Origin of the sequence: Mesorhizobium sp. M8A.F.Ca.ET.057.01.1.1 (assembly GCF_003952565.1) — a bacterium.
Lineage (GTDB): Bacteria > Pseudomonadota > Alphaproteobacteria > Rhizobiales > Rhizobiaceae > Mesorhizobium.
Genome location: NZ_CP034454.1, coordinates 3,515,239 through 3,530,568, shown reverse-complemented (window position 1 = coordinate 3,530,568; position 15,330 = coordinate 3,515,239). Strand labels below are relative to the sequence as shown.

The following is a 15,330-nucleotide window of genomic DNA, read 5'->3' as shown; positions in this document are numbered from 1 at the left end:
GTCAGTCCAGCACGGAAACGATCGCCTTGGCGAGGTCATCCATGCCGTCCTCGGGCAGGCCGGCCACGTTGATGCGGCTGTCGCCGACCATGTAGACGGCGTGCTCGGCGCGCAGCCGTTCGACCTGCGCTTCCGTGAGGCCAAGCCGGGAGAACATGCCGCGATGGCTGGCAACGAAGTCGAAGCGATCGGAATTGGATTGCCGGCGCAACGCCTCGGCGAACGCGACCCGAAGCCTCAACATGCGCAGGCGCATCTCTTCGAGCTCGGCTTCCCAGTCGGCACGCAGCGCGGCGTCCTCCAGCACGATGCGCACCGCGGCCGCGCCATGGTCCGGCGGCATCGAATACATGGCGCGCGCCGCCGACAGCATCTGGCTCATCGCCACGTCGGCCTGCGCGCCGTCCCTGGCCAGCACCATCGCCGCCCCCACACGGTCACGGTAGACGGCGAAATTCTTCGAACAGCTCGACGCCACGACCATTTCCGGGACCTTCGCGGCCAGCAGCCGCAAGCCGAGTGCGTCCGCCTCGAGGCCGTCGCCAAAGCCCTGATAGGCGATGTCGACAAACGGCAGCAGGCCGCGCTCGACGACCAGATCCGTGACGGCCTCCCACTGGGCCGCGTCCAGATTGGCGCCGGTCGGATTGTGGCAGCAGCCATGCAGCAGCACCACGTCGCCGTTGTTGGCCGCCCGTAGCGCGGCCAGCATATCGTCGAAACGAACCGCACCCGAGGCCGCATCGAAATAGGGATATTCGCGGATCTGCAGACCGGCGGCACGCATCACCGGCATATGGTTCGGCCAGGTCGGGTCGGAGACCCAGACCGTCGCGTCCGATCGTGTGCGCTTGAGCAGTTCCGCCACCAGCCGCAGCGCGCCGGAGCCGCCAGGCGCCTGTGCTGCCCGGATACGCGACAGGTCCGCACCGGGACCGAAGGCGAGCTTGGCCATCACGGTATTGAATCCGATATCGCCCGCAAGGCCGAGATAGGTCTTGGTATCCTGTCCTTGCAGCAGCCGCTTCTCGGCCTCGCGCACGGCGCGCATGACCGGCGTCTTGCCGTCGCGATCCTTGTAGACGCCGACGCCGAGGTCGACCTTGCCAGGGCGTGGATCGGCGCGATAGAGGCCGATCAGCGCAAGAATCTTGTCGGCGGGAGCTGGCTGCAGGTCTTCGAACATCATTATGGTTCCGTTGGCGCGGCGGAGTGATACGCAAATTGGCTACGTTTCACCAGCGGTTTCGGTGCGCCGACACGAAAGGCGGCACCTGTTGGTACAGCTTCCACATACTTCAGAGAAAGCATGCTCCATGCTCGTCCGTCTGACCATGATCTGCGCCGGCGCCGCGGCGTCGACCCGGAAAGGATCGTTTCCTTCGGATGAACCGCTGGAGCCACGATCGCTGACACTGGCAAATGCGATGCGCGGGACGCTGCGTCGCGCCGACCATGTGTGGACAGCGCCAGCGCTTCGCGCCCGTCAGACCGCGCAGGCGCTATCGCTGGATGCATCTATCGATCCGACGCTGGCGGACCAGAACTACGGACGGTGGGCAGGCAGGAGCTTTGATGAGGTGGAGGCGCGGCAGCCCGACGAGATCGCCGCATGGCGCACGGATCCGAATGCGGCCCCGCATGGTGGTGAATCGCTGGCCGACGTTGCCCAAAGGGCGGCTGGATTGATGGATCGATTGATCGCCGAACCTGGTCACACGATCGCAGTGACGCATGCCAGCTTCATCCGCGCCGCGATCCTGCATGTTCTCGGCGCGCCGCTTGCCGCCAGTTGGAAGATCGACGTCGAGCCGCTGAGCATCACCGATTTTCGCAGCGATGGCCACAGGTGGATGCTGCGCGCCTGCGGCGTAACGCTTCCCAAACCGGCAAAACACTTTGGACCAGAGGGCGCCTGCGACAGTTGAGCGAGCGAGGGCGGCCGCCGACGTATCCTCCAACGAAGAAAAAATGGCACCAGCGGGATTAAAGGCCCCACATGCTCCGTAAACAGGGCATGAAACGGTCGATGCCACGCTTTGACATCATAGGACAGCTCGGGTCGCTGCGGCGCTATGCGCGCTCGCTGACGCGCGACGGCGTCGAGGCCGAGGATCTCGTGCATGACGCGCTGGTGCGCGCCTATGAGCGGCGCGGCGCCTTCCGCTCCGGCGGAAACCTGCGGGCATGGCTGCTGTCGATCGTCCACAACACCTTCATCGACCGCGTGCGTTCGCGCCGTTCGGAAGCGGCGCGGCTGGAACAGGCCGGATATCTGGCCGACGGCAGCACGCCGGCGCCGCAGGAACATTCCGTGCGCTTGGCGCAGGTGCGCGAAGCCTTTTTCAGCCTGCCGGAAGAGCAGCGCTCGGCGCTGCATCTGGTCGCCATCGAGGGCCTCTCTTACCAGCAGGCGGCAAATGCCAGCGGCGTGCCGCTGGGCACGCTGATGTCGCGTATCGGCAGGGCGCGCGCGGCTTTGCGCCAGATGGAAGAGGCGCCCGCCCGTGGCAAAAATCATCTCAGGATCGTGGGAGGTGACTCATGACCGCTCTTGTCGACCCGGTTACGGACGTCGATCTCGACGCCTATGTCGACGACCAGCTCGACGTCACCCGCCGCATCGAGGTCGAGGCTTTCCTGGCCGCGCGTCCGGAGTCTGCCGCGCGCGTGATGTCCGATCTGCGCACCCGCGACGAATTGCGCGTGGCGCTGGCTGGTTCCGAGGGCATGGCGCGACCCGCAACGGCCGATGCCGCACGGCGGCTGGAGAGGGGACTTGGCCGGGGCCGCATCTTCGGCGTGCTGCAACGCGCGGCGGCGGTTGCTGCCTTCGTTGCCGCCGGCTGGCTGGCCAACGGCATCATCGGGCCGATGTCGGTGACAAAGGTCGTCGCTTCGCCGCAGCCGCCAGCCTATGTCGACGAGGCCGTACAGGCACATAGGACGACGCTGCTGCGCGAGAACATGCCCTCGCAGACCGAGGCACCCAATTACAATGCCGGCGAGATCCGCGCCGCCACGGCCATCGTCATGCCATCGCTGCCGAAGGACTGGAAAGTCCGCGACGTGCAGATTTATCCGTCGCGCTTCGGCCCGAGTGTCGAGATTGCTGTTGAGACCAAGGAGATGGGCCTGGTGTCGCTGTTCGCGATCCGGCCGGGCACTTTCGATGTGGTCAAACCCACCGTCGCGCCCTCCGGCGATATCTCCTCGGCTTACTTCCAGATCGGCGATGTCGCCTACGCGGTTGTCGCGAGGAGCGAGGTTCATGATCTCGACCGCGCCGCCGAAACGCTCGCCAAAACGCTTTACTGACCGATCCACAAGGAGACCTGAAATGAATACGCCCAATCTTGGATACCGCGTGGGCACAGGCGCCCGGACCGGAGCCGTCTACGACGAGGGCCTGCGCCAGCACATGCTGCGCGTCTACAATTATATGGGCCTCGGCCTGGTGGTTACGGGCCTTGTCGCCTTGCTGGTGTCGTCGACGCCCGCTCTTTATGTGCCGATCTTTTCCAGCCCGCTGAAATGGGTGGTGATGCTGGCGCCGCTCGCTTTCGTGCTGCTGTTCTCGTTCAAGATGCAGACCATGTCGGCGGCAAGCGCGCAGGCAATGTTCTGGGCCTTCTGTGCCGTCATGGGCCTGTCGCTGGCCTCGGTGTTCCTGGTCTTCACCGGAACCAGCATCGCGCGCACTTTCTTCATCGCCGCCACCATGTTCGGTGCCACCAGCCTCTACGGCTACACGACAAGGCGCGACCTGACCCAGTTCTCGTCCTTCCTGATCATGGGCTTGATCGGCGTGATGATCGCCAGCATCGTCAACCTTTTCCTCGGCTCGACCGCCCTGCAGTTCGCCATCTCGGTGATCGGCATCGCAGTGTTCATCGGCCTGACCGCCTGGGATACGCAGACGATCAAGGAGCAGTATGCGGAGAATTTCGATGCGGAGTCGCGGCAGAAGCTCGCCGTCTTCGGTGCGTTCTCGCTCTATCTGAATTTCATCAACATCTTCCAGCTGCTGCTGAATTTCACCGGCGAGCGGGAATAGTTCGAACCGTAGCAGGCAACATCTGGCATTCTACCGTGGCCGGAGGGAAACCTCCGGCCACTTTTTTATTCGAGACGACGCTTGGCCCGCAGCGCCGTTGATGTTCATAAACGCAAATGGGTCGGCCGCCTTGAGTTCGAGCCCGGCCATTTGCTAGCCTGCTGGCCACACCAGACAAACCGCGAGGACATATGGGACAGGACAGCCTGACGCTCCACGGTGACGGCATATCGGCAACCATCATCGCGGATGGCGCGGAACTGGTTTCGCTGCGGGATGCACGGGGATTTGAGTTCCTGTGGCAGGCCGGACCGGCCTGGCGACGCCATTCGCCGGTGCTGTTTCCGATCGTCGGCCGGCTGAAGGGCGATCGGCTGCGCCATCGCGGCCAGACCTATCCGATGACGCAGCACGGCTTCGCGCGCGATAAGCCTTTTGCGTGGGCGGAGAGGGGCCCTCGGTCCTGCACGCTGGTGCTCACCGATGACGCGGAGACCCGAACGCACTACCCATTCGCATTTCGCCTGGCCGTGACCTATGCGCTGGGCGAGGGGCAACTCGACATAGGATTAGAGGTCACCAACACCGGCGACGACCCGTTGCCGGCCTCGATCGGGGCGCATCCGGCATTCAACTGGCCGCTTCTGCCCGATGTAGCCAAGGACGCCTATCGCCTGACGTTCGCCGAAGCAGAGCGGACACCGATCCGCCGGCTGAAGGATGGCCTGCTCACCGCAACGCCGCAGCCAACGCCTGTCAAAGGCAATATCCTCGAGCTGTCCGAACGGCTGTTTGATGGGGACGCCGTGATCCTGGACCAGCCGGCCAGCAACAGCGTTCGCTACAGCGCCGATCGCGGTCCGGCGATCGAGGTCTCATGGCAGGGATTTCAGGAACTGGGCATTTGGTCCAAACCCGGCGGCGCACCGTTCCTGTGCATCGAGCCTTGGCACGGCATTGCCAGCCCGCTGGATTTCGATGGAGAGTTCACCGACAAGCCCGGCCTGATGCTGATTGCGCCGGGCGCGAAGCGTTCGCTGAGTTATCGGATCAGGCTGGAGCAGGGGCCTCGGTAAAGTTTCCTGCAAGCAGGGGACCGGAGCCGTATTCGACCTCAGGTCGGTTTCAAACCTGCCGGGCCACGGCGCCGATCACATTGACGAGATGGGTTCGAGGCGCTTTCACATTGCAACAAAAGTCGCATAAGATAGATTATGGAACTAGCGTATGGGGCGTAACCCCGGAATTGCTGCGGTTTCGGCCCTTGGCGGGCAACCATCGTGGACGGCACTCTAGCGGCACTTCACGACCTCGAACCCATCGCCCAACGTTCGAAAGGCGACTGGAAACCCGACTGAGCAGCTTTCTCTATCGCTTTGACTCGCAAGGAATTTCGATCACCATGCCATCATAGGCCGGCACCACGTGGTCGGGAGTCTCGGTCATCACCGTGGCGTAATCCAGCGGCACATGCATGTGCGTCAGCACGGCATTTCTGGGCGCCAGCTTTTCGATCCAGGTAAGTGCCTGGCCAAGCGACAGATGGCTGGGATGGGTATGGTATTGCAGCGCGTCGATGACCAGCACATCGAGGCCGCGCAGCCGCTCTGCGGTGACTTCCGGAAAGTCGCTGATATCGGGGCAATAGGCGAGCCCGCCGATGCGGAAACCCAGCGAAATGATGTCGCCATGGATCTGGGGCAACGGCTCGAAGGTGAGGGCACCGCCCTCGCCTTCGATCACAACCGGCCTGGCATGGTCAATGATGTGGGCGTCGACGATCGGCGGATAGGAACTGCCTGACGGCGTCTCGAAGCAATAGCCGAACGCCTCGCGCAGCCGCAGCATGGTCGGCTCGTCGGCATGGATGTCGATGCGATGCCGTTGTTCCAGCACATAGCCGCGTAAATCGTCGATGCCGTGGATGTGGTCGGCGTGCGGATGCGTGTAGATCACGCCATCGATGCGCCTGACTGAAGCCATCAGCATCTGCTCGCGGAAATCCGGCCCGGTGTCGATGACGACCGTGGTGCGGCCGCCATTGGCGGTAATGCGCTCGACAAGCGCGGCCGTGCGCATGCGCCGGTTCCTGGGATTGGTGGGGTCGCAATTGCCCCAGTCGCCGGTGATGCGCGGCGTACCTGGCGACGATCCACAGCCGAGAATGGTCAGGCGCAGCCGGTCGTCGCTCATGCCTCGAGCGCCCGCTGGTCCGGGCATGGCATTTTTCCAAACAGCCGAAAGAAATTGTCAGTCGTCAACGCTGCGATTTCAGCCTCGCTGACGCCGATCGTTTCAGCCAGCACCTTGGCGGTCTGCGCGACATAGGCCGGCTCGTTGCGCTTGCCGCGAAACGGCACCGGCGCCAGATATGGCGCGTCCGTCTCGACCAGCAGCCGGTCATGCGGCACATCGGCGGCAATGGCGCGCAATTCGGCTGAGTTCTTGAAAGTCAGGATGCCCGAGAACGATACGTAGCCGCCTAACGACACGCCAACCTCGGCGAGCCGCCGCCCCGACGAAAAACAATGCAGGATGAACGGGAAGGCGCCCTTCCCTGTCTCGTCCTCGAGAATGGCGGCCATGTCGTCGTCGGCATCACGCGAGTGGATGACGAGAGGCAGCCCTGTCTCGCGGGCGGCGGCGATATGAGCGCGAAAACCCTGCGCCTGCGCCTCGCGAGGTGCCTTGTCATAGAAAAAATCGAGCCCCGCTTCACCGATCGCCACCACCTTCGGATGAGCAGACAGGCGGACAAGGTCGGCCGTGGTGACGTCGAACTCCTCGGCGGCATTGTGCGGATGGGTACCGACAGAGCAATAGACTTCGTCGAAAGTCTCCGCGATCTCAAGGATTTGCTGAAACCGCTTAACGCGCGTGGAGATCGTCACCATGCGGCCGATACCGGCCGCCTTGGCGCGGGCGACAATGGCCGCCCGCTCCTCGGCAAAGTCCGGAAAGTCCAGATGACAATGGCTGTCTACCAGCATCAGGCGTTCGCGTCCGTCTGTTCGACATAGCGTGGAAACACGCCCTCCGGCGCAGGCAGCGCCGTGCCGGACACAAGCGCATGGTCGGCGTGGACATGCACGAAATCGCGACTGTCCGCCGGCACCGCCAGGAGGTCGAGCAGCTTGCCGGCCGAGCCCGGAATGAAGGGCTGGCATAGAACCGCCACGCGCCGGACGACTTCGGCCGTCGTCCACAGCACCGTTTCCATACGCTCCGGATTGGTCTTTTTGAGCGCCCAGGGTTCCTGCCCGGCGAAATACCGGTCCGCTTCCGCAACCACGCCGAAGATCGCCGCCAGTGCCAGATGGATGCCCTGTTCGGCCATTGCCTTGCGCGCGGTGACGAGGGCGTCGATCGCCTGATCCAGGATCGCCTTGTCGGCTTCCGCCAGATCGCCGCGCTTCGGCACCACGCCGCCGCAATTCTTGGCGATCATCGACAGCGAGCGCTGCGCCAGATTGCCGAGACCATTGGCCAGATCCGCATTGGTGCGGTTGACGATTGCCTCATGGCTGTAGCTGCCGTCCTGCCCGAACGGCACTTCGCGCAGGAAGAAGTAGCGCACCTGGTCAAGGCCGTAATGCTCGATCATGGCGAACGGGTCGATGACGTTGCCGACCGACTTCGACATCTTCTCGCCGCGGTTGAACAGGAAGCCGTGGCCGAAGACCCGCTTCGGCAGCGGAATTCCGGCCGACATCAAAAAGGCCGGCCAATAAACCGCGTGGAAGCGCACAATGTCCTTGCCGATGACGTGCGCATCAGCCGGCCAAAAACGCCAATTCTCAGCCTTTTCATCGGGATAGCCGACGCCGGTGATGTAGTTGGTCAGCGCGTCGACCCACACATACATGACGTGCTTTTCGTCGCCAGGCACCGGCACGCCCCAGTCGAATGTGGTGCGCGAGATCGACAGGTCCTTCAGTCCCGACTTGACGAAGCTCATCACCTCGTTGCGTCGCTCGGTCGGACCGATGAAATCGGGCTGGCCTTCATAAAGCGCAATGAGCTTGTCCTGATAGGCCGACAGCCGGAAGAAATAGCTCTCTTCCTCGACCCATTCGACCGGCGTTCCCTGCGGCCCGTAGCGGACATTGTCGGGACGGACCTCGGTCTCTTCCTCGCCGTAGTAGGCTTCGTCGCGCACCGAATACCAGCCGGCATAGCCGCCTTTGTAGACGTCGCCATTGGCGGCCATCGCCTTCCAGATCGCCTGCGAAGCCGCGTAATGCCGCTCCTCGGTGGTGCGGATGAAATCGTCGTTGGAGGCGTTGAGCGCGGTCGCCATGCGCTTGAACTCAGCCGAGTTGCGGTCGGCCAGTTCGCGCGCCGAAATGCCTTCGCGCTTGGCCGTCTGCAGCATCTTGATGCCGTGTTCGTCGGTGCCGGTGAGGAAGAAGACTTGCTTGCCGTCAAGCCGCTGGAAGCGGGCAAGCGCGTCGGTGGCGATCAGCTCGTAGGCATGGCCGATATGCGGCTTGCCGTTCGGATAGGAAATCGCGGTCGTGATGTAGAATGTGTCGCGTGACATGAATGAACCGTCATGAATGTCTGAATGGGAGCCGTGGCGGTGGATATCGCATCGGAATGGCGATTGCCATCCCGAGACCAATGCATGCTGCCCAAAAGTCGCCCCGGTTTGGGGGGCAACGGCATGCACCAAAAAAGGCCGTCACATTCGCATTGCAGAATTCAGGCGGTCGGTCATGGTCAGGGCGTGCTGCTTCTTGTCGAGATTGCGGGATGTCGGTCTCAAATATAACGTCCTAGGCCTCATGCCAAGTCCAGACCGCCTGCCTGACCTCCGCATTCATCACGATGGTCCAGCGGCAAGCCGTTGCAAAGTCCGGCCACGTTCCCTTAGGGTCGTGACGGGCAAAGGCAGACGCGCATGGCCACGACCACACAATATGATCCGCGACCGAATCTCGATCTGCGCTTGCGCCAGGCCGGCGCGAGCAAAACCGTCTACGCCCTCGTCACCCCCGAGATCGAGGCGGTAAAGGCCGAATTGCTCGGCAACAGTGCCGGAAACGGCCCTGATCCGGTCCGTGCGGCCTATCTCGATCAGTTTCGCCATGCCTGGACCGGAAAGCAGAACGCGCTGCACAAACGGTTCTTCGACACCTGGCTCGGTTGGGCGAAGCCGATGGCGCCGTTGAACACGGCTGACTTTCCATTCAGCTATCCGACCGCTGGTGCAAGCGAGCCGCTTTTTCACCTGATTGCCGATTACGGCAACCGCGCGCGCCTCGACGGGTTCTCCCCTCGCCTTGCAATCTTTCGTGGCGAGTATGAGGGCTACAGAGCCTATGCTGAAGCCTGCGGCATTCCGGTGACGGAATATGACCGCCACGACTGGCGCGATATCGCCGACACCATCGATCCCCAGCATCTGCTGTGTCTCAGCCAACCCTCGGCCATTGACGGCATGTTATGGCCCGAGGCCAACGCATTTCTTCGTCGGCTCAGCGGACGCGCGAACCCGGCCCAGGTCGTCTTCGATTTGACCTATGTCGGAGCAACCGCCGAGCCGCCGCCGGAAACGATCCTCGCCGACGCGCCTTGCGTGAGTGCCGTGGTGATCAGCCTGTCCAAACCGTTCGGCACCTATTACGACCGCATAGGCGGTGTGTTTTGCCGATCGGAGAATCTCGGCCTGTTCGGCAATCAATGGTTCAAGAACCTGACGTCGCTGCAACTGGGAATCCGGCTGATGGAGCGGTTTGACGTGTTCGCCATGGCGCGCCGCTACACCGAGGTTCAACAGAGCGCTGCAGAACATGCCGGCCAGGCTCTCGGCCTCGCCCTGGTGCCGGCGGACGTCTTCATTCTTGCCCAGGCATCGGCAGGGGCGGACATGGATTCAGACATGGCCTCCTACCTCACCCGCGCCCCTGGCGCGATTGGTGCTCGGCCCCGCTTGTGTCTCACGCCAGGTATGGCGGAGCGGATCGGCATGGCCCTCCTGGACCGGTTTCATGAAGCATCTAATCCCGCTAGTCACCCGCGATGACGTCCATGCCCACTGCCTGGCGCACTGCAAAACGGATGCATTCCGATCCTCGCATCGCGAGGGCGGCTACATCCACGACGTCGTCGATCAGTACGCCCGCCTGCCGCGCTTCACCTGCGAGACCACCAACGACCGCCTGGAACGCGCGCACTTCTGCACCTGGTGGGGGCTGACGATGCGCCGGGACGACTATGCAGCCCCGGCCGTCGAGGATCTCTACATTCTGCATGAAATCTGGCACGCCGCGCACATGCCCTTCATACCGGGCATCGGGTTCGAGGCGTTCCACGGCAAGATGGAGCGCAACGAGCTCGAAGCGAGCGTGGCTTCCGAACTGCTGGTCTATTTCAAGATCGATGGACTGAGGGAAAGCGCGTTTCCTCACCCCATTTATGCGGATCGGTTTCTCAATGATCCGGCCATGCGGCTTCTATGGCGCGAGAACGAAGTCGTGGCCACCAACACGCTGCTCGAAGCGCGGCGAAACGTCATGTACTCGAAGCCCGAAGGCGACATGGACCTGAGCGAGCGCTGGATCCGCAAATTCACCATGCAGAACCGGCAATGGTCGATCGTCTGGGCCGACCGCTATCCCGACATCGAGGACCATATGCATCGGTTCCAGCAGATGGCACATGGCGGCGACAGGAAGGGGGCCGCCGACTTCCATATCGACTGGATCGAAGCCGAGGCCGCCAGCGATGCTGTGGACCACATTCCTTTCCGCGACCAGGCGCTGCTGTTCGCCACGATCTATTGGGCCAATCGCGCCAAATATGATGCCGCGCTCAACGGTGCCGCGAGCAAGCCAGCGCGGATGACGGTCTGAATAGCCCGGCCGCGATCCGGTCCAACGGCTGGCAGCGGGTGGCGATTGCCCCAGATGACCGTCACGCTCGCATCGCCGAATTCAGTCGATCGATCATGGTCAAGGCATGCTGCTTCTTGTCGAGATTGTAGGTATCGGTCTCCGATATGGCGTCCAGCGCCTCATGCCAGCTGTCCGACAGTGTTTTGGCCCGCGCAAGGTCGCCGGCCAGCGCCGCCTGGCTTGCCGCGTCCGACATAAGGTCCAGCGCCCGGCGGTTGAAGATGTCGAACTGGATCGCCTGATCTCGGCCCGCGACGGCTTCGGCCAGGCGATAGGCGCCGCCAATATCGCCCTTTCCCTTCGCCACCAGGCCATCGAGCGTCTGGGCGATCTCCAGCCCGCCATATTGCGTCAACAGGATCGCGCTGCGGGCGCTTCCCCCTGCCCGCTCGACCAGTGCGGCTCGCGCGGCCGGATCGTCCGGCGGCGGCGGCTCCGCGGTCTCCAGCACCGCCATCAGCTCGTTGGCGTCGAGCGGCGTCAGCCGCACCACCTGGCAGCGCGAGCGGATCGTCGGCAGCAGACTGCCCGGCGCATGGACGATGAGAATGAACAGGGTTCGTGCCGGCGGTTCCTCGAGATTCTTCAGCAAGGCATTGGCCGCATTGGCATTCATGTCGTCGGCCGGATCGACGATCACCACCCGGTAGCTGCCGTCGTGCGACGTCAGCGACAGGAAGCGGCTGACCTTGCGAATTTCGTCGACGGTGACGACGGTCTTGAAGCTCTTGGTCTTGTCGTTCAAGGGGCGGGTCAGGTGCAGCACCCCGGGATGCGCCCCGGTGGCGATCTGGCGAAACAGCGGCGAGGCCGGATCGGGAACCGCAAGCTTGCCAGGTGCCTGGTCGAAAACCGGATGCTTCAAAAGGTGGTGGGCAAGATGGAAGGCAAGCGTCGCTTTGCCGATTCCGACAGGTCCGGCGAAGATCAGCGCATGCGGCAGCTTTCCCGCCCGATAGGCGGCGGCCAGCATGGCGGCGGCCTGCCCGTGCCCGACCAGACGCGGCGTTTCGGAGGGTTCCGGCACACCGTCCAGCGTGTCGTGCTGTTCCGGCGCGATGCGTTCGAAGATCATACCGGTGCGACCTGCCTGTTGCGCTCGGGCGCCCTTGCCTCCAGTGCCGCGAACACGGCCGCGGTGACGACGTCCTCCACAGTGTCCGGATCGACGGACGCATCGACGACGATGCAGCGCTCCGGCTCTGCCGCCGCGATCGCCAGGAACGCTTCGCGGCGGGCCTGGTGGATGGCCAGCGTCTCTTTCTCGAAGCGGTCGGCGGCGGCATCGCTGCCGCGCCGCAAGGTCGCGCGCTTCAAACCCTCGGCCGGGTCTATATCGAAGATCAGCGTCATGTCGGGCATCATGCCGTTGATGGCGACCTGTTCCAGCATGGCCATGAACGCCGGATCGATCCCGCCCGTAACGCCCTGATAGACACGCGAGGAATCCAGGAAGCGGTCACAAAGCACGATCGAGCCGCGCTCGACGGACGGACGGATGACCTGCTCGACATGGTCGGAACGCGCGGCGGCGAAGAGCAGCGCTTCCATCTTCGGCCCGAACGGTTCGGCGGCACCCGAGAGCAGCACATGCCGGACCGCTTCGGCGCCCGGCGAGCCGCCCGGTTCACGCGTGCGCAGGACATCATACTTCTTGGCGCGCATCTTTGTGGCCAGCCGCTCGATCTGTGTCGACTTGCCTGCGCCTTCGCCGCCTTCGAAGGTGATGAAAAATCCGCGCGCCAACCGAGGGCCTTTGTTCGTGTTCGAGTGGATTGTTGCGCACTAGATAGTCCGCGTTCGGGAAAACGTCCATGCCGTCGGTGCTATCGAAGCCAGCCGATAGCCAGTTCCTTGACGGCATCGAGCGCGCGTTGCGGCAGGGTGCCGACGCCGATCGTTTCGGCGGCGAACAACGGTGTCTCCTGGCTCAGCGTGTCGCCGATCCAGACGCGCAGTGCGCCCACCGGTTGCCCCTCCTCCACCGGCGCGGCGACCGGCCCGGTGTAGACGATTCTCGCCGTCAGCTTGTCGCGGTTGGTGATCGGCAGGAAGATGTCGATCGGACCTTTTGCCTTCAGCGTCACACCGGATTTCGCACCGCCAAAGACCTGGGCTTCCCCGACCACCTCGTCCTTGGCGAAGATCTCGGTCTTCTCGAACGAACGAACGCCCCAATCGAGCAGTTTGCGCGCCTCTTCGGCACGCTCCTTGTCATTGGCCAGTCCGCTCATTGCAGCGATCACCCGCTTGCCGTCGTGGCTGACCGAAGCGACGATGCCGAAGCCGGATGTCTCGCTTGCGCCGACAGCCAGGCCGTCGGCGCCGATGTCCATCGCCAGCAGCGGGTTGCGGTTCCTCTGCGAGATCTTATTCCAGGTGAAATCCTTGAGGCCATAGTAGCGATAGAAATCCGGGTATTCGCGCCACAGATGGAGCGCGAGCTGCGCCAGTTCGCGCACATTTGTCTGCTGGCCATCGGCCGGCAGGCCGGTCGAATTGACGAAAGTCGATGTCTTGAGGCCGATCTGGCGCGCGCGTTCGGTCATCTCTCCGGCAAAATTATCCTCCGACCCGGCCATGCCTTCGGCGATGACGATGCAGCCGTCATTCGCGGCCTGCACGGTCACCCCCTGGATCAGGTCCTCGAGCCGGATCGCCGATTTGAGCTTGGCGAACATCGTCGAGGTCCCCGACGGCGCGCCACCTTTGCGCCAGGCGTTCTCGCTGACCACGAACGTATCGTCGAGTTTGAGGCGCCCGGACTTGAGGGCGTTGAAAACCACCTCCATCGTCATCAGCTTGGCCATTGAGGCCGGCGGAATGGGTTTGTCGGCATCTTTCGAAAACAGCACCGTGCCGGTGTCGGCATCGATCATGAAGACCTGTGCGGCCTTGGTCTCGAAAAGCTGTGCTTGGGCCGGCGAAAGCGTAAGCAGCAGGCCAAGGAGAAAGAACCCGGCGAAAGGCTGTAGCAAGCGAAACTGCATGAAACGCGACCCGTTGGCCGGCCCCTCCGGCGTGCCGAAACTATCGGGCTTTTTCGGCGAGGGATCAACTGCCGGCGACAAGCCGGCTCTAGTCGCGCACGACCAGCGCGTCGGGCGCGCCATGCGACCATGCCGCCTTCAGCAACTCGTCCAGGCCGCCATGGCCGTCCGGATAGAGGTTGACCGCATACCAGTCATTGCCGTCGAGATCGGAGCGCTGGATCTCTATTCTGCCGAAGGATTTTAGTGCCAAGGCCACACGTCTGGCCTCGGAGGCATCGTCGAACGTGCCGGCGGCGACATAGTCGGAGCTGGACGGCGCCGCTTGGTGATCGGTCTTTTTCCACGACCGCAGGATGTCGGCGGGCGACATGCCGTTGTCGTCCAGCGCGGCAAACACATCCGCGCGACGGACGCGTTCATCCGCATAGGACAGCGAGGCCATGGCGAACGGCGATTGCGGCGGCAAGCCGATCTCGGGCCGTTCCGGCACGATCGGTCCGAAATCGGGCAACGCCAGATCGCCGAAGGCTGGCGACTGCTCGGACATCTGCGCCTGGACCGGAGTCGTGGAATCGGTCAGCTGACCTGGAAACGGCACGGCGGCAGCACCCACCGGAAGGCTCGGCGACGGTCCGTTCATGGCCACCATGACGCCGGTCGGCAAGCCGTCCGATGGATCCGGTATCCGGTTCCCCGGATGGTAAGAGGCCATCAGGTACTGGTCGTCATTGCCGTCGAGCGGCGCGCGGCCGACATATTCGACCTTCACCTTCGCGGTGCCGACCTTGTCGTAGTCGAGCATCTGCGCGGCTCGCTCCGAGACGTCGATGATGCGGCCCTCATGGTATGGGCCGCGGTCATTGACGCGCACGATGACCGAACTGCCGGTTTCGAGGTTGGTGACGCGGGCATAGCTGGGCAGCGGCATCGTCGGATGCGCCGCCGTTAGTTGCGCCGTGTCGTAGACTTCGCCGTTGGCGGTCAGCCGGCCATGGAAGGCGTCGCCATACCACGAAGCCAGGCCGACCTTGGCGTAGCGCTTCTCTTCCTTGGGATAATACCACTTGCCGCGCACCTGATACGGCTTGCCGAGCTGGTCGCGGCCGCCGCCGCGCCGCATGAATTGAACGCGCGGACTGGCCTTCACCCCATATTCGGTCTCGGCGAAATATTCCTTGGAGCGGGTCTTCTTGTAGACCATGCCCTTCGGCTCGGGCTGCGACGCGCAAGCGGCAAGCAATGCAGCCGACGCTGCAAGCAACGCAACCGTGGCAACGCGACGAAGACGCGGGTGCGTCAGAGCCTGCATTCTTGATTGCCCCCCTAAAAGTCTCGACCAACGACGTCGTGTCCGACCATCAGAGGAGCCAAGCGCTCACTC

15 protein-coding genes are annotated in these 15,330 nt (G+C 63.4%); 7 read left to right on the top strand and 8 right to left on the bottom strand.

All coding sequences use genetic code 11. The features are described from left to right. Window position 1: 1 nt before the first annotated feature. On the bottom strand, window positions 2-1,186 hold the full coding sequence (locus EJ077_RS16600; RefSeq protein WP_208703026.1) for an aromatic amino acid transaminase: 1,185 nt from the start codon (window positions 1,184-1,186) through the stop codon (window positions 2-4). A gap of 130 nt (window positions 1,187-1,316) precedes the next feature. Here EJ077_RS16600 and EJ077_RS16595 point away from each other — a divergent pair, with 130 nt between their 5' ends. The 5 genes from EJ077_RS16595 to EJ077_RS16575 all read left to right on the top strand — a co-directional run bounded on the left by EJ077_RS16595 (window position 1,317) and on the right by EJ077_RS16575 (window position 5,133). Next, window positions 1,317-1,928 carry a histidine phosphatase family protein gene (locus tag EJ077_RS16595; protein ID WP_208703025.1) on the top strand — a complete coding sequence of 204 codons (612 nt, stop codon included), beginning with the start codon at window positions 1,317-1,319 and terminating at the stop codon, window positions 1,926-1,928. A 101-nt stretch (window positions 1,929-2,029) separates the two neighbouring features. Further along, window positions 2,030-2,548, top strand: coding sequence for a sigma-70 family RNA polymerase sigma factor (locus EJ077_RS16590; RefSeq protein ID WP_245458440.1), 519 nt, complete (start codon window positions 2,030-2,032; stop codon window positions 2,546-2,548). Further along, the gene (locus EJ077_RS16585; protein WP_208695305.1) at window positions 2,545-3,318 is read left to right on the top strand and encodes an anti-sigma factor family protein; all 774 of its coding nucleotides are present in this window, start codon (window positions 2,545-2,547) and stop codon (window positions 3,316-3,318) included. The genes EJ077_RS16590 and EJ077_RS16585 overlap by 4 nt, the downstream gene beginning before the upstream one ends. Window positions 3,319-3,340: 22 nt before the next feature. Continuing rightward, entirely contained in the window at window positions 3,341-4,057 is a 717-nt protein-coding gene (locus tag EJ077_RS16580; protein WP_208695304.1) for a Bax inhibitor-1/YccA family protein, read from the top strand. Window positions 4,058-4,248: 191 nt separating this feature from the next. After that, entirely contained in the window at window positions 4,249-5,133 is an 885-nt protein-coding gene (locus tag EJ077_RS16575) for an aldose 1-epimerase family protein (protein WP_208695303.1), read from the top strand. A 292-nt stretch (window positions 5,134-5,425) separates the two neighbouring features. On the opposite strand, the gene EJ077_RS16570 is transcribed toward EJ077_RS16575, so the two are convergent. From EJ077_RS16570 to metG, 3 genes are read right to left on the bottom strand one after another with little or no spacing between them, the layout of a single operon-like run. Continuing rightward, on the bottom strand, window positions 5,426-6,277 hold the full coding sequence (locus EJ077_RS16570; RefSeq protein ID WP_245458439.1) for an MBL fold metallo-hydrolase: 852 nt from the start codon (window positions 6,275-6,277) through the stop codon (window positions 5,426-5,428). Further along, window positions 6,247-7,047: a TatD family hydrolase gene (locus EJ077_RS16565; RefSeq protein ID WP_208695302.1), complete on the bottom strand. Its 801-nt coding sequence runs from the start codon at window positions 7,045-7,047 to the stop codon at window positions 6,247-6,249. The genes EJ077_RS16570 and EJ077_RS16565 overlap by 31 nt, the downstream gene beginning before the upstream one ends. Next, entirely contained in the window at window positions 7,047-8,600 is a 1,554-nt protein-coding gene (metG, locus tag EJ077_RS16560) for a methionine--tRNA ligase (RefSeq protein WP_208695301.1), read from the bottom strand. Before metG ends, EJ077_RS16565 begins: the two co-directional genes overlap by 1 nt. 360 nt (window positions 8,601-8,960) lie before the next feature. On the opposite strand from metG, the gene EJ077_RS16555 reads away from it, so the two are divergent. Both EJ077_RS16555 and EJ077_RS16550 read left to right on the top strand, forming a co-directional pair. Continuing rightward, the gene (locus EJ077_RS16555; RefSeq protein WP_208695300.1) at window positions 8,961-10,085 is read left to right on the top strand and encodes an aminotransferase class I/II-fold pyridoxal phosphate-dependent enzyme; all 1,125 of its coding nucleotides are present in this window, start codon (window positions 8,961-8,963) and stop codon (window positions 10,083-10,085) included. After that, a complete protein-coding gene (locus EJ077_RS16550) occupies window positions 10,051-10,914 on the top strand; it encodes a hypothetical protein (RefSeq protein WP_208695299.1) in 864 nt (287 codons plus the stop codon). Before EJ077_RS16555 ends, EJ077_RS16550 begins: the two co-directional genes overlap by 35 nt. A gap of 61 nt (window positions 10,915-10,975) precedes the next feature. On the opposite strand, the gene EJ077_RS16545 is transcribed toward EJ077_RS16550, so the two are convergent. The 4 genes from EJ077_RS16545 to EJ077_RS16530 form a co-directional block, all read right to left on the bottom strand. After that, window positions 10,976-12,031, bottom strand: a complete 1,056-nt coding sequence (locus EJ077_RS16545) for a DNA polymerase III subunit delta' (RefSeq protein ID WP_208695298.1) — start codon at window positions 12,029-12,031, stop codon at window positions 10,976-10,978. Then, window positions 12,028-12,702 carry a dTMP kinase gene (tmk, locus tag EJ077_RS16540; RefSeq protein ID WP_208695297.1) on the bottom strand — a complete coding sequence of 225 codons (675 nt, stop codon included), beginning with the start codon at window positions 12,700-12,702 and terminating at the stop codon, window positions 12,028-12,030. The genes EJ077_RS16545 and tmk overlap by 4 nt, the downstream gene beginning before the upstream one ends. An 80-nt stretch (window positions 12,703-12,782) precedes the next feature. After that, a complete protein-coding gene (locus tag EJ077_RS16535; protein ID WP_208703023.1) occupies window positions 12,783-13,946 on the bottom strand; it encodes a D-alanyl-D-alanine carboxypeptidase family protein in 1,164 nt (387 codons plus the stop codon). Between the two features lie 88 nt (window positions 13,947-14,034). Then, on the bottom strand, window positions 14,035-15,258 hold the full coding sequence (locus tag EJ077_RS16530; RefSeq protein ID WP_208695296.1) for a septal ring lytic transglycosylase RlpA family protein: 1,224 nt from the start codon (window positions 15,256-15,258) through the stop codon (window positions 14,035-14,037). Between the last annotated feature and the right edge of the window lie 72 nt (window positions 15,259-15,330).

Coding starts and splice junctions, on each gene's coding strand:
- EJ077_RS16600 (WP_208703026.1), bottom strand. CDS start 1,186: ATGTTCGAAGACCTGCAGCCAGCTCCCGCCGACAAGATTCTTGCGCTG.
- EJ077_RS16595 (WP_208703025.1), top strand. CDS start 1,317: ATGCTCGTCCGTCTGACCATGATCTGCGCCGGCGCCGCGGCGTCGACC.
- EJ077_RS16590 (WP_245458440.1), top strand. CDS start 2,030: ATGCCACGCTTTGACATCATAGGACAGCTCGGGTCGCTGCGGCGCTAT.
- EJ077_RS16585 (WP_208695305.1), top strand. CDS start 2,545: ATGACCGCTCTTGTCGACCCGGTTACGGACGTCGATCTCGACGCCTAT.
- EJ077_RS16580 (WP_208695304.1), top strand. CDS start 3,341: ATGAATACGCCCAATCTTGGATACCGCGTGGGCACAGGCGCCCGGACC.
- EJ077_RS16575 (WP_208695303.1), top strand. CDS start 4,249: ATGGGACAGGACAGCCTGACGCTCCACGGTGACGGCATATCGGCAACC.
- EJ077_RS16570 (WP_245458439.1), bottom strand. CDS start 6,277: ATGCCCGGACCAGCGGGCGCTCGAGGCATGAGCGACGACCGGCTGCGC.
- EJ077_RS16565 (WP_208695302.1), bottom strand. CDS start 7,047: ATGCTGGTAGACAGCCATTGTCATCTGGACTTTCCGGACTTTGCCGAG.
- metG (WP_208695301.1), bottom strand. CDS start 8,600: ATGTCACGCGACACATTCTACATCACGACCGCGATTTCCTATCCGAAC.
- EJ077_RS16555 (WP_208695300.1), top strand. CDS start 8,961: ATGGCCACGACCACACAATATGATCCGCGACCGAATCTCGATCTGCGC.
- EJ077_RS16550 (WP_208695299.1), top strand. CDS start 10,051: ATGAAGCATCTAATCCCGCTAGTCACCCGCGATGACGTCCATGCCCAC.
- EJ077_RS16545 (WP_208695298.1), bottom strand. CDS start 12,031: ATGATCTTCGAACGCATCGCGCCGGAACAGCACGACACGCTGGACGGT.
- EJ077_RS16535 (WP_208703023.1), bottom strand. CDS start 13,946: ATGCAGTTTCGCTTGCTACAGCCTTTCGCCGGGTTCTTTCTCCTTGGC.
- EJ077_RS16530 (WP_208695296.1), bottom strand. CDS start 15,258: ATGCAGGCTCTGACGCACCCGCGTCTTCGTCGCGTTGCCACGGTTGCG.